Below are 12,651 nucleotides of genomic sequence, written 5' to 3' on the forward strand. Positions count from 1 at the left end.
AAACTTGATTCGTGGTATGTCTCGTGCCCCGTCGGAAGATCCAACGGGGCACGAAAAAAGTTTGTGCTGGTTGCCCCCGCGGCTTTTAGCGTTGCGGTTTGGCCTGGGTCCCAGCGGTGATGAATTCGGCGACCGTGGCACGCGGTTCGGCGTGTTTCACCAGTGCCTCGCCCACCAGGATCGCGTCGGCTCCAGCGCTGGCGTACTGCGTGACCTGCTCGGTGGATTCAACCCCCGATTCGGCGACGATCACCGCGTCAGCGGGAATCAGCGGAGCCAATTGTGCAAAGTTTGCCGGATCAACGTCGAGCGTCTTCAAATTGCGCACGTTAACACCGATGATTTTGGCACCGAGTTTGATCGCACGCGCAATCTCTTCTTCGGTGTGCGTCTCCACCAGCGCGTTCATGCCCAACTGATGTGTCAGCTCAAGGAACGTGGCCAACTGTTGATCGTCCAGGGCGGCAACGATCAGCAAGATCAGGTCGGCCCCGTGGGCGCGAGCTTCATAAATCTGGTACTCGTCGACCGTGAAGTCCTTGCGCAGCACCGGGATCTGCACCGCGGCGCGGACCGCGTCCAAATCCTCTAGCGAACCGCCAAAGCGCCGGGCTTCGGTGAGTACCGAAATTACCGTTGCGCCGCCGGCTTCATATTCGACCGCGAGGACCGCAGGCTGGGCGATGTCCGCCAGCGCGCCCTTGGATGGAGACTTTCGCTTAACCTCGGAGATCACCCGCAGTGTGGTGTCTCGCGCGCCCGACGGGGCACCGCCCAAAGCCGCAAAGGCGTCGAGGGCAGGGGCAGCCTGTGCGGCAGCGGCCTTGATCGAGGCTAGGTCGTTGATTGCGCGACGGGCGCCCAGGTCTTCCCGGACGCCCGCGATGATGTCATCAAGAACGCTCAATTTAGTGTGCTGCTCCGCTACGGGCGCCACCCACACCAAAACCGGCTGCCTTCAAGATAGCGCCGACGATCAGGCCCAAAACTACGATGCCGCAGCCGACCCAAACAATTGGCCAAGCTAGGAGCGCAAAAGCAATGCCGCCAACGACAAAACCTAGGGTCATGATCAGCACGCAGCTCCACGCTGCAATGGAGTTACCGTGGCCAATCTCTTCGGCGTAGACCGGATCGATCTCGGTGTTCTGCGACATTCTCGCGCTCTCCTCATGTTTGTTACTGCGCCGCGGCCTTTGGATGCTGGCCGGCGGCGATGGTCTTCAAGAACTATTCTGCCATCAGTGCCCGGTCACATCCTATTTGCGCGGGCTTTCGTTTCAAATCGGTGGCGCGAATCACCACCGAAGATTACGAGCGTGGTTCAGATGTCGGGTCCTCACCGGCCGAAAGCTGTTCCCAGCTGGCGATGTTGCGGGAGGAATCATCGTCGGTGATGTCGGCCTTTTTAGCGACTTGGCGATCGTACTTGCTGGCTTTGGCAGGCCAACGAGCGGCGAAGACAAAAATCAGCACCGCTTGCAAGGCCATTACCGCACCAGCCAAGATCGCGACCGCTGGCCACGGAGTAAGTGCATAATCTCCGGCATTTTGGGCCAGGCCGGTGGCTTCAGAAACCGCTGTGGCGGCCACGGACTGTGGATCAGTCAAAGCACCGATACCGGCGGTAATCGCCACCACACCAGCCAACAGGCTCAGCGCGGCAATGATGTAACGCGAAATTTTGCCGGCAATCAGCAGCGCGAGCGAACCAGCCAAAACCACCACAGCAACGGCGGTCACCGACGCCGCAGCGTCAGCACCATCAATCACCACCTGCGGGATCTGCACCGAGGTTGCCTTCACGTCCACCGTGATCCAGGTGCGGGTCGCGGACCAAAAGCCCAGCAGCGCTCCCAGTACACCCAGTAGGGCCAGGTATCGGGCGCTCGTTAGTTTTTTCACTTGCTTTCACCTAGTTCGGTGTTGATGGTGTGTGCGGCGTTCATCGACTGCGCAGCCCAGACGGCGCGTAGTGGTGCGGCTGCCTTATTCACGGTTTCCAGCGCTTCGTCTTCGAACTTTGAGTCGTTCACGATGCCGCCTCCGGCTTGCACATAGGCTCGCCCGCCTTTAAGCAGTGCCGAACGAATGGCGATGGCCATATCCATATCCCCAGCAAAGTCGAGGTAGCCAACCACACCACCGTAAATTCCGCGGCGGTACGGCTCATACTCATCGAGTAGCTGCAGTGCGCGGGGCTTGGGCGCCCCGGAGAGTGTTCCGGCGGGGAAAGTTGCGGCCAGCACATCGTAGGCGTCGATGTCATCGCGTGTTTTGCCCACCACGTTGGAGACCAGGTGCATGATGTGGCTGAAGCGTTCAACTTCCATAAACTGGGTGACTTCCACGGTGCCAGCTTGGCAGACCCGGGACAGATCGTTGCGCGAAAGATCTACCAGCATCAGGTGCTCGGCGCGTTCTTTCTCGTCGTTGATCAGCGACTTCTCAAAGAGCTGGTCGTCTTCGTAGTTGGCCCCACGCGGACGAGATCCGGCAATCGGGTGTGTCACCACGTGAGAATCGTTGACGGTCACCAGTGCCTCGGGTGAGGAGCCGACAATTTCGAACGCTTCGCCATCTTCGTTCTCAAAATTGAACAGGTACATGTACGGACTCGGATTGGTCGCACGCAGCACGCGGTACACGTCCAACGCATCGGCCTGGGTCTCAAGCTCAAAACGGCGGGAGACCACAATTTGGAAGACTTCACCGTCGACGATCGCCGTCTTAGATTTAGCCAGCGCTTCTAGGTACTCGTTTTCGGCCCACGAATGCGTCACCGCATCCATCAGCTTTTCGCGAGGCACATCGGTCCCGGAAAGCACCGAGGCGGTGGCTTCTACCGGCTGCGCGAGCTGATCAAGCATGGCCTGCAGGCGAGCGACGGCACCATCGTAGGCCTCATCCACGTGCTCGTCGCTGCCATCGAAGTTGATGGCGTTGGCGATCAGCGTCACCGTGCCCTCAGCAGAATCAAGCGCGGCCATATCCGCCACGAGGTTCATGCTCAGCTCAGGGAGTTTAAGGTCATCCACGGGCGGCGCAGGCAGTTTCTCCCAGTGTCGAACGCAGTCCCAGCCGACAAATCCGACCATGCCACCGGTCAGCGGAGGCATCCCGGGTACTGGTTCGGTTTTGAGTGTGCGAACGGTGTCGCGCAGAACTTCAACGCCGATGCCACCGTTGGGTAGCCCTTCGGGAGCATGGCCCTGCCAGTACGCTTCTCCCCCACGTGTGCTCAGGGTCGCCGGCGAATTGACGCCGATAAACGAGTACCTGCTCCACACGCCGCCCGGAGCGGCGGATTCCATGAGGAAGGTGCCGGGGCGGCCCTGGGCCAGGGTCCGGTACAGCCCGATCGGGGTCAACGAGTCAGCGAGCACGGTGATCGTTACGGGAATGACGCGACGGTCCACAGCCATGGTGGCAAATTGTTCGCGCGATAAGGAAATTTTGCCGAGAGTTTTCATCTGTGTTCTTCTTCTACGTGTTCAGCCGGGAAGTTTATTCCGGACGGTTCCCGACCACGGCATCTAGGCCGCGATCGGTGAAGCAGGATTCGGTTCCGGTGTGGCAGGCAGCGCCAACTTGATCTACCTGCACCAATAAGGCGTCGCCGTCGCAATCCAGCGCGACAGATTTGACGAACTGGTAGTGCCCGGAGGTATCTCCCTTACGCCAATATTCCTGTCGCGAGCGCGAGTAGAAGGTCACGCGTCCGGTGCTCAAGGTGCGGCGAAGTGCCTCGTCGTCCATCCAACCAAGCATGAGCACCTTGCCGGTGTCATATTGCTGTGCGATGGCCGCAACCAGTCCGTTGCCGTCGCGCTTAAGTCGATCGGCGATTGCTGGATCCAGGCTTTGGGATTCGGGGCTCAGACTCGAGCCGTCGTTAGAAGTAGACATCCCTCTTAGCATACTGGTTTTGACTGTGTTCCAGCTCCCTATGACGTACTGCTCTTGGACACATCGCAGGACTTGGGCGACACTACTCGCGCATTGCACAATTCGATGCTCACTGCGTGCTAGTTTCGAAAGTGATGCACTTAGTTCAAGCTTCCAGACTTGCGTTGGCCGAGACCCTGCTTGCCGCGGGCCCTACCGCCGACACTCTTTGTGACGGGTGGGAAACCCGTCATCTTGCCGCGCACCTTGTGATTCGCGAGCGATCCGTCCTTGCCGCAGGGGTTGTGTTCAAACCGCTGTCGAAGAAGCTTGAGGCCAAGGTGGACGAGCTGGCAAATGCCGCGCAGTCCCCCGAACGCTATGCCTCGCTGATTCGCACCTTCCGCGCCGGTCCGGCAAAGTACTCCCCGTTTGTTATCGACAAGTTCGATCAAGCCGCTAACCTCTCCGAGTACTTCATCCACACCGAAGATGTTCGACGTGCTCGTGGCCAGTGGGCTCCTCGCGTGTTGGACAAGCAGTACACCGAGATGCTCTGGCAGTCCCTCACCCGCATGTCGCGTGTGCTCTTCCGAAAGGCACCGGTCGGCATCATCCTGACCCGTCCCGATGGACAGCGCCACGTGGCTAAGAAGGCACCTAACGCCGTGTCTATCACCGGTCCAGTCACCGAATTGATGCTCTACGGATTCGGCCGCATCGATCAGAGCCTCGTGCTCTTCGAAGGCGGAGAAACCGCGTTAGAAATCGTCAAGGGTTTCAAGCCGGGGTTCTAGTAACAGACCAGGGACTTTCCCTCTTCAGCCTCTGAGGCCACTCGTCTGCACTAATGACGCAACGAGATTCTATTTAGATGTCTCCAGCACTTTCATGACTAGGCAATCTTGGTTAGAACGGCCAAAACGAAGGTGCCTTTACCACCAGCACTAGATCCGTAAGAAATCAGTCACCGGCTCCAAAAAGCAGCTCATGAAAAGGCCAGGTTTTGAATCCTCGGCGCCTAGCGGGAGCGTTGATTCTCGTCATCAACGTATGCCATTCCAGCCTTCACGTGTATTAGTTTCCTCGCGGCAAATTGATAACGGCAAGAAAAATATTGAGGCAGAAGCGCCTGCAAGTTGCGCCATTGTCTGGCAGGCGACGACTAGACGGTTTATTTTCTTTCCGAGACTACGCCTACGTTCGGTCTGGCCGTTCGCTTGAGTTACTTTTTTGTTCCTTCGGACCCAATCCGGATGCCATTTGGCGCACCCATCAAGCGTGGGATCGTTTTTCTTCGCCACAGGACTCAAAGAATGAGATCCGATTTGCCCTCATCTTGATTGACACCTGCCATGACAAGCAAAGACGAAACCAACTTGCCAAATTTCAACCTAACCTCTCGCTGCTACGAAAAGACCGTCCGTTACAGTCAATCCGGCACCTGCAAGCCAACGAATTCAACGATTTTTCCACAATTTCCAGCAAACACCTCCCTAACAAGGGCATCGCAGACATAGGATAGCGCCAACCGAAGTCACGAAGGCCATAAGGAGGATTGCTGTGAGAACTCCGAAGTTAGTTGTCATGGTATCGATCATATTCGTACTCGCGGGATGCAGCTCGGGCGCCTCGTCCAGTCCAACGGAGGGCGGAGCCACAACAGAGCAGACCGCTTCTCCGACAAGATCATCTGAGCAATCAGCTGCACCTGATACGTCGTCCGACCCTCGTCGTTATGAACCAAGTTCCGCCGAAGGTCCTGCAAAAAATGTACCAATACCAAAGATGCCTGCAGCGGCCAAAGAAAAATCCACGGATGGAGCTTCTGCCTTCGCAGAATACTATTTTGAATTGATCAATTACAGCATAGAAACAAATGATTCCGAACCTCTAAAAAAGCACACGCTGCGGGAATGCTACGTCTGTGCGACCACAATCATTGATCCGACGGACCAGGCTAAAATCAGCGGAAAATGGCAGGTTGGAGGGCGACACCACGTAAAAATATTCGATAGTTACATGCCAGACAAGAAAACCGCAATCGTGTCGGTTAGATTTGAAATCGATTCCGCTACTTTCTACACAAAAGCAAACGACCCTGACTCCGAGAAAAAGAAGAGACCGTCCCAAGTCGCAGCGCTTGGAATGGAGTTCGATGATAGCTGGAGCGTCTACTTGATCGACCTTGACGACCCGAAGTCATGATTGCGACAGGGCTAATCCTCGGACTAGCGGTCTCTACTCTGTTACTTCCTGTCTATCCTGTTCAGGCGATAGCCCCGAGCGCTTCCATGGCAATTTGCCCCGAAAAAGATGAAGCAGAGCTCCACGAAAAGGAAGCTGGACATAATACCGGTGGATGCCCGGACAAGAGTCCCCGAGAAGAAACGAACGATCTACCGTCTACATATTACAAAGAGAACCCCAACCGTACGCCGACCAAGAACGGCCCGAAGAAAAAGCCAAAATTCAAGGTACGTGATATTTATGAATGCTTTACTGGGCATGACGACCACGCGGGATGCGATGTAAATCCAGATGTTCCCGCCTGCCCTGATGGTTCCAGACCTATCACGCGGCAGATCTATTCAACTAAAAACGTCTTTGTTCGACAATACCAATATTGCCCAGGGGACGAACCACCGAAAGATCTGCCTAAGGAGGGATTTGTCGAACAAATTCGTATCACCCTCGAAAAATTCAGGTCCTTCCCAATCAAGGGTTCCAACGTACAAAGCAGTCCGAACAAGTTCTCGCTGCGTAACGGTCATACGCATTTCTGGGCCAGTGAAGAGACACAAGAATTCAACTCCAATTTATCGGGATCAGACGTTCGGATCAAAGCAATCCCGATCCAATGGAACTGGAACTATGGCGATGCTGCCACTAGGAACCTGAATTTCCCTGGCGAGGCCATGCCGTCGCATACACTACGCGAAGAAACAAAAACTAGTCACTCGTACACTAAAACAGGCAAATTTGGGGTCAGAGTAACAACGCTCTACCGCGGCGAATTCAGTGTCGACGGAGGTCCTTGGGAAGCCATTCCGGGACAGGCAGCGGTGCCGAGCAACACGTTGCCCATGGATGTGTGGCGAACAAAGAAAGAACTCATCGCCAACGACTAGAATTTTAAACCAAAATGCCCAGTCCGAATGGACTGGGCATCTTGACGATCAAAAACTAGCGAACTGGATAACCCGCATCGCGGATCGCTTGCTTCACCTGAGCGATCATGTCTTTAGGACCAAAGTGGAAGATTGACGCGGCGAGAACTGCATCCGCGCCAGCTTCAATCGCTGGCGGGAAGTCCTCAGGGTTGCCGGCTCCGCCGGAAGCGATCAAAGGAACCGAGACAGCAGCTCGCACCGCTCGAATCATTTCCAGATCGAACCCGTCCTTGGTGCCATCGGCGTCGATTGAGTTGAGTAGGATCTCCCCCACGCCGCGTTCGGCCGCTTCCTTGGCCCATGCAACGGCACACGTTCCGGTACCGGTGCGGCCGCCGTGAGTTGTCACTTCAAATCCCGAAGCGATTTTCGGATCGTCGGTGCGACGGGCATCAACTGAAAGTACAAGCACCTGAGAACCGAAGCGCTCGGTGATCTCGTTGATGACCTCCGGACGAGTGACCGCAGCAGTGTTGATAGACGCCTTATCAGCGCCATTTCGCAGCAAACGGTCAACGTCTTCAGCAGCGCGAACACCACCACCGACAGTCAGCGGGATAAAGACCTCTTCTGCGGTACGGCGCACCACGTCGTAAGTGGTTTCGCGGGCCGAGCTGGACGCGGTGACATCCAGGAAGGTCAGCTCGTCAGCACCGGCATCGTTGTACCGGCGGGCTAGCTCAACAGGATCGCCGGCATCGCGCAAACCCTCAAAGTTCACACCTTTAACAACACGACCGGCATCAACATCGAGGCAAGGAATAACACGAATTGCAACGCTCATCGAAGGACGTTCCTTATCTACTAGATGCGGCAGGCGTGGATCTGGCTGACCAAGATGGCGCGAGCGCCCACGTCGTAGAGTTCATCCATGATGTTGTTGGTCTGCGACTTCTTGACCATCGCGCGAACGGCAACCCATTCAGAGTTGGCCAGATCCGAGACGGTTGGCGACTCCAGACCGGGGGTTAGGGCACACGCTTCCTCAGCCTGTTCGCGGCGCACGTCATAGTCAAGCATGACGTACTGGCGGGCTACAAGCACCCCGTTGAGGCGGCGGATGAGCACGTCAAGACCGGATGGCTTGTGGCCTACTCGGCCGATCAAGACGGCTTCAGACTTCAGCAGCGGATCGCCGAAAATTTCCATGCCCGCAGCCTTGATGGTGTTGCCAGTTTCGACAACATCGGCGATAGCATCGGCCACGCCAAGACGGACCGAGGACTCGATAGCGCCGTCAAGGCGAACGATGGATGCTTCGATGCCGGCCTTTTTGAGCAGGTTGCGCAGGAGGATGTCGTAGCTGGTGGCGATGCGCTTGCCGTTGAGCTGCTGTGCGTCGTTGAAGGAACCGATCGGAGCGGCAAAGCGGAAGGTGGACTTGCCAATGCCGAGAGACAGCTTCTCTTCGACGTCGTCGTCCACGTCAGCGTCTAGGTACAAGTCACGACCGGTGATACCAACATCGAGGATGCCACGACCAACATAAACTGCGATATCGCGGGGACGCAGGTAGAAGAATTCAACCTGGTTTTCCTCGTCGACTAGGACCAGTTCGCGAGTATCGCGGCGCTGGAGGTAGCCGGCTTCCTTGAACATAGTGGACGCAATTTCAGACAGGGCACCCTTATTGGGTAGGGCTACGCGGAGCATTGTTGACTCATTTCGTCAGTGTGGCGCTGCGGCGTTCAGCCATAAACAAGCGCCAAGGATTAGATTCGTTGGCCGTTGTTTCTGCCGTGCAAGGTGGATGACCGGGTCTAGTGCGACCCGGTCGAGCACCTGCTACGGCTATAGATGCTTGTAAACGTCGGCCAAGGTCATTCCCTTGGCGATCATGAGAACCTGAAGGTGGTAGAGCAGCTGGGAGATTTCCTCAGCAGCGGCCTCGTCAGTTTCGTACTCCGCAGCCATCCAAACTTCGGCGGCCTCCTCGACAACTTTTTTACCGATGCCGTGGACACCAGAGTCGAGTTCGGTGACGGTACGAGAGCCTTCCGGGCGTTCTTGTGCCTTGAGCGATAGTTCGCTGAAGAGCTCGTCAAAAGTTTTCACGCTACCAATCTTAGCCCCGTTCATGTCGGTAGCTACATTTGCGTGCCCCTTTGTGACGGGCCAGCCGATAGCTACCCCAGCGCCGCGACGGTCATGACCGCTGCCGAATACGCTTCGTATCCCTTGTCTTCGCTGGAGTTTTCCAAGCCTGCACGCTCCAGTGCCTGCTCTTCGTTATCGGAGGTGAGAACGCCGAACCCAATAGGAGTTTTGGTGTCAACACTCACATTAGTTAAGCCGTTGGTCGCGGATAAACAGACGTAGTCAAAGTGCGGGGTGCCACCGCGGATGACCACACCGAGGGCGATGATCGCGTCGTACTCGCTGGCTAGACTCGCTGCGGCAACCGGCAACTCAAAGGTGCCAGGAACACGAATCAGCGTGGTGCTTTGTTCGAGTCCCGCGTCTTTGGCAGCACGCTGCGCGCCGCTAATAAGTCCGTCCATGATGACTTCGTGCCAGCTTGCGGCGAGGATCGCAACCTTAAGACTGGAGAACTTCTTGCTCGATGCCAGATCTTTTAGCTGATCGGTAACGTTGGTTGGTGCTCCGTGCTTACTCATGAACTTCGTCCTTTGCAAGTAGTGAAATTAGGCGCCGTGGTAGGCGTTGTCTTCGGTTTCAGTCAGTACATCCGGCAGATCCAAGCGGTGCCCAAACCTGCTCTGCTTAGTGTGCAGGTAGGCGGAATTCTGCTCACGTGGCGTGATGCGCAGGGCGACTAGCTCGTCCACGGTGATGCCGGCGTTGGTGAGCTTTTCTTGTTTGTCCGGGTTGTTACTCAGCAGCCGAATAGTGTCGATCCCCATGGAGCGCAGGATGGCGGCCACGGCAAAATATTCACGAGCGTCGGCCGGGAAGCCAAGGTGCAGGTTGGCATCCAGGGTGTCCATGCCGGCTTCTTGCAGGGCGTAGGCGCGCAGTTTGTTGGCCAAGCCGATGCCACGACCTTCGTGTCCGCGGATGTAGATGATGTGCCCACCTTCGGCGGCGATCTGTGCCATCGAAGCGTGTAGCTGTTCGCCACAATCACAACGGTAGGAGCCAAAGATGTCGCCGGTCAGGCATTCGGAATGGATCCGCACTAGGTTACTCGGCGCAGAACCGTTAGGTCCCCTGTGGCTGAGCACCATATGTTCGTAGCCTTCAGCGGTGGCAGCTCGTGCGGTGAAATCACCAAATGCGGTGGGCAGCTTGATCGGATCGGTCAGTTCAATTTCATCGTTAACTCGGCGCCAGCGTGCCAGATCGTCGATGGAAATGATGGGCAGGTGATGCTCGGCGGCAAAAGTGCGCAAATCATCTAGGCGCATCATTTCGCCGTCGTCGTTGGTGATTTCACCGATGACGCCCACCGGTTCCAGCCCGGCAGCTTGGCACAAATCCACGGCAGCTTCGGTGTGACCACGGCGATTAAGTACCCCGCCGGTGGCAGCGCGCAGCGGGAAAATGTGCCCGGGGAGCGAAAGCTGAGCTGGCGTGGTGTGCGGGTCGGCGAGCAAACGGGTGGTCAGCGCACGATCAGCGGCCGAAATTCCGGTGGTGATGCCTTGGGCGGCATCGGCGGTGACGGTAAACGCGGTGCCTTTAGCATCCTGGTTGATGCCCACCATGGGACCCAGACCCAGCGCGTCGGCGCGCTCGGCGGGCATCGGAACACAGATAACCCCGGAGGTGTAGCGGATGGTGAAAGCCATCAGTTCGCGGGTGGCGTGCTGGGCGGCAAAAATGATGTCGCCTTCATTCTCGCGATCCTCATCGTCCACGACCACCACCGCTGATCCGGCGGCCAGCGCCGCGAGCGCAGTCGGGATGGAATCAAGGGTAGAGCCGGTCATTACTGCTGGCCCCCGAACTGGTTCAGGCGCGCGACGTACTTGGCCAGCACGTCAACCTCGATGTTTATTTTGTCGCCGACTTGGCGTGAGCCCATGGTGGTCTCGGCCAGGGTGATCGGGATGATCCCCACTTCGACCCAATGTTCACCTGCACTGCTGGCCGGTGACACCCCGGTGAGCGTCAGCGAAATACCATCAAGGGCGATGGAGCCTTTTTCGGCGGTGAGCGGTGCATAGGCGTCGTCGATCGAAATGCGGAAGGTGGTCCACTGTCCGTGGTCCTCACGGGCCAACACCTGGCCAACGGTATCAACGTGGCCCTGAACAACGTGGCCATCCAAGCGCGCACCGGCTGGAGTGCAGCGCTCAAGGTTGACCTGATCCCCGGTGGCCAGATCACCGGTGGAGGTGCGGCGCAGGGTTTCACCCATCACGTCCACACGCAGCTTTTCGCCATCAAGTTCGGTTGCGGTCAGGCAGACACCGTTAACTGCCAAGGACCCTCCGAGCCCTAGGTCTTCGGTGTGCCCTGGTGCGCGCAGGGTGAGTACGGCCAGGTCTTGCTCGGGGAAGGATTCGATTCCTTCAATGGTGCCTTGGCCGGTGACAATTCCGGTAAACATTATTTCTCCTGAAAAATTTGGTGGGGCGATCGCTAGGACCGGGGCAATGGCTCAAGATGAAGCATGATGTCATCTCCCAGCCGGGTCAGCGACTCGTTGCTGGCAACATCTAGTCGGTAGCTATGGGCCTGGCTCAAGGTCGTGGTGGGCAGGTTCACCGAATTACTCCCGGCGCCAATTAACAACGGCGCCTGGTAGCAGTACAGTTCGTCGGCCAGATCAGCGGCGATAAAGGCCGAAGCCACCGTCGCCCCGCCTTCGATCAACAGGTGCCCGATGCCCAGCTCATTGGCGCGGGAGATGATTTCATGTACGTCGTGCGTGGCGATCTGCTCCCACTGCGGGGTTTCAGCCAGCGCCAAACCCGCAGGCAACTCGCGGCGGCCCATGACCAATCGGTACGGCTGCTTTGCATGCAGCTGACCATCGCGGGTTCGGGCGCTGAGCCGTGGGTTATCCAGCACCGCAGTATTTGTCCCGACCAGGATCGCGTCAACTCGGGCGCGCAGGGCGTGGGCGTGATTGCGCGAAGCGTCCGAGGTGATCCACTGGCTGGTGCCATCGGGCGCATTAATTCGTCCATCCAAGGACTGCGCGAGCTTAACCGTAATAAACGGTCGCTGCGCTTCCTTGGCCATAAACCAGCGATGGTTGAGGTTTCGCGCTGCGCTATCGTCGCTGAACTGGGTGGCGGTAATGCCACGGCTACGCAGGTAGTCCGCTCCCCCGCTGGCCGCGGTATTGTCGCTGACCGCGTAATAGACCTGGCCGATGCCCGCCTTTGCGATCGCTTCCGCGCAGGGACCGGTGCGACCGGTGTGGTTGCACGGCTCAAGGGTGACGATCATCGCCAGTTCGGCAGCGATTGCACGGTCGATCTTGCCTAGTCGACGCAGTGCATCAACTTCGGCGTGCGGGTGGCCGGCACCTAGGTGGTAGCCGGTGGCGATGATATTGCCTCCGGCGTCAAGAATGCAGGCACCGACCAAGGGATTGGCGCCTCGATGTCCTCGCCCCGCGGTTTCTAGCGCGGTACGTAGCGCCGCTTCAAGCTGTTGCGGTTTCACCATGTCT

The 12,651-nt window shown here is 57.5% G+C and carries 15 protein-coding genes; 3 read left to right on the top strand and 12 right to left on the bottom strand.

The genetic code is table 11. The annotated features are described in order from the left end of the window. Positions 1–85: 85 nt before the first annotated feature. The 5 genes from trpC to hisI all read right to left on the bottom strand — a co-directional run bounded on the left by trpC (position 86) and on the right by hisI (position 3,909). Positions 86–907, bottom strand: a complete 822-nt coding sequence (gene trpC, locus AC1Z3F_RS07035) for an indole-3-glycerol phosphate synthase TrpC (RefSeq protein ID WP_483566856.1) — start codon at positions 905–907, stop codon at positions 86–88. Between the two features lies 1 nt (position 908). Beyond that, positions 909–1,157 (bottom strand): HGxxPAAW family protein, encoded by a 249-nt coding sequence (locus AC1Z3F_RS07040; RefSeq protein WP_131088463.1) that lies wholly within the window; start codon positions 1,155–1,157, stop codon positions 909–911. A 154-nt stretch (positions 1,158–1,311) separates the two neighbouring features. After that, the gene (locus AC1Z3F_RS07045; RefSeq protein ID WP_262197510.1) at positions 1,312–1,905 is read right to left on the bottom strand and encodes a Trp biosynthesis-associated membrane protein; all 594 of its coding nucleotides are present in this window, start codon (positions 1,903–1,905) and stop codon (positions 1,312–1,314) included. Beyond that, on the bottom strand, positions 1,902–3,473 hold the full coding sequence (locus tag AC1Z3F_RS07050) for an anthranilate synthase component I (protein ID WP_131088465.1): 1,572 nt from the start codon (positions 3,471–3,473) through the stop codon (positions 1,902–1,904). Before AC1Z3F_RS07050 ends, AC1Z3F_RS07045 begins: the two co-directional genes overlap by 4 nt. 34 nt (positions 3,474–3,507) lie before the next feature. Then, positions 3,508–3,909 carry a phosphoribosyl-AMP cyclohydrolase gene (gene hisI, locus AC1Z3F_RS07055; protein WP_131088466.1) on the bottom strand — a complete coding sequence of 134 codons (402 nt, stop codon included), beginning with the start codon at positions 3,907–3,909 and terminating at the stop codon, positions 3,508–3,510. A gap of 134 nt (positions 3,910–4,043) precedes the next feature. Between hisI and AC1Z3F_RS07060 the strand changes: the two genes are divergently transcribed. The 3 genes from AC1Z3F_RS07060 (at position 4,044) to AC1Z3F_RS07070 (ending at position 7,019) form a co-directional block, all read left to right on the top strand. Continuing rightward, positions 4,044–4,685 carry a TIGR03085 family metal-binding protein gene (locus AC1Z3F_RS07060; RefSeq protein WP_262199718.1) on the top strand — a complete coding sequence of 214 codons (642 nt, stop codon included), beginning with the start codon at positions 4,044–4,046 and terminating at the stop codon, positions 4,683–4,685. A gap of 766 nt (positions 4,686–5,451) precedes the next feature. Continuing rightward, positions 5,452–6,096, top strand: coding sequence for a DUF6318 family protein (locus tag AC1Z3F_RS07065; RefSeq protein ID WP_483566857.1), 645 nt, complete (start codon positions 5,452–5,454; stop codon positions 6,094–6,096). Between the two features lie 86 nt (positions 6,097–6,182). Then, the gene (locus AC1Z3F_RS07070; protein ID WP_483566858.1) at positions 6,183–7,019 is read left to right on the top strand and encodes a hypothetical protein; all 837 of its coding nucleotides are present in this window, start codon (positions 6,183–6,185) and stop codon (positions 7,017–7,019) included. 55 nt (positions 7,020–7,074) lie between these two features. Here AC1Z3F_RS07070 and hisF read toward each other — a convergent pair whose 3' ends face one another. The 7 genes from hisF to ribD all read right to left on the bottom strand — a co-directional run bounded on the left by hisF (position 7,075) and on the right by ribD (position 12,647). After that, complete coding sequence (gene hisF, locus AC1Z3F_RS07075; RefSeq protein WP_483566859.1) at positions 7,075–7,845, bottom strand: imidazole glycerol phosphate synthase subunit HisF; 771 nt, start codon at positions 7,843–7,845, stop codon at positions 7,075–7,077. Between the two features lie 20 nt (positions 7,846–7,865). Continuing rightward, positions 7,866–8,714, bottom strand: coding sequence for an ATP phosphoribosyltransferase (gene hisG, locus AC1Z3F_RS07080; protein ID WP_131088471.1), 849 nt, complete (start codon positions 8,712–8,714; stop codon positions 7,866–7,868). Positions 8,715–8,852: 138 nt separating this feature from the next. Further along, a complete protein-coding gene (locus AC1Z3F_RS07085) occupies positions 8,853–9,116 on the bottom strand; it encodes a phosphoribosyl-ATP diphosphatase (RefSeq protein ID WP_131088472.1) in 264 nt (87 codons plus the stop codon). 71 nt (positions 9,117–9,187) lie between these two features. Then, positions 9,188–9,679, bottom strand: a complete 492-nt coding sequence (gene ribH / locus AC1Z3F_RS07090) for a 6,7-dimethyl-8-ribityllumazine synthase (RefSeq protein ID WP_483566860.1) — start codon at positions 9,677–9,679, stop codon at positions 9,188–9,190. Positions 9,680–9,706: 27 nt separating this feature from the next. Then, positions 9,707–10,954: a 3,4-dihydroxy-2-butanone-4-phosphate synthase gene (gene ribB, locus AC1Z3F_RS07095; RefSeq protein ID WP_483566861.1), complete on the bottom strand. Its 1,248-nt coding sequence runs from the start codon at positions 10,952–10,954 to the stop codon at positions 9,707–9,709. After that, positions 10,954–11,577: a riboflavin synthase gene (locus AC1Z3F_RS07100; RefSeq protein WP_131088475.1), complete on the bottom strand. Its 624-nt coding sequence runs from the start codon at positions 11,575–11,577 to the stop codon at positions 10,954–10,956. The genes ribB and AC1Z3F_RS07100 overlap by 1 nt, the downstream gene beginning before the upstream one ends. Positions 11,578–11,609: 32 nt before the next feature. Continuing rightward, positions 11,610–12,647: a bifunctional diaminohydroxyphosphoribosylaminopyrimidine deaminase/5-amino-6-(5-phosphoribosylamino)uracil reductase RibD gene (gene ribD / locus AC1Z3F_RS07105; RefSeq protein ID WP_444613637.1), complete on the bottom strand. Its 1,038-nt coding sequence runs from the start codon at positions 12,645–12,647 to the stop codon at positions 11,610–11,612. Positions 12,648–12,651: the final 4 nt, after the last annotated feature.

It is taken from the genome of Glutamicibacter sp. MOO4 (assembly GCF_056934395.1).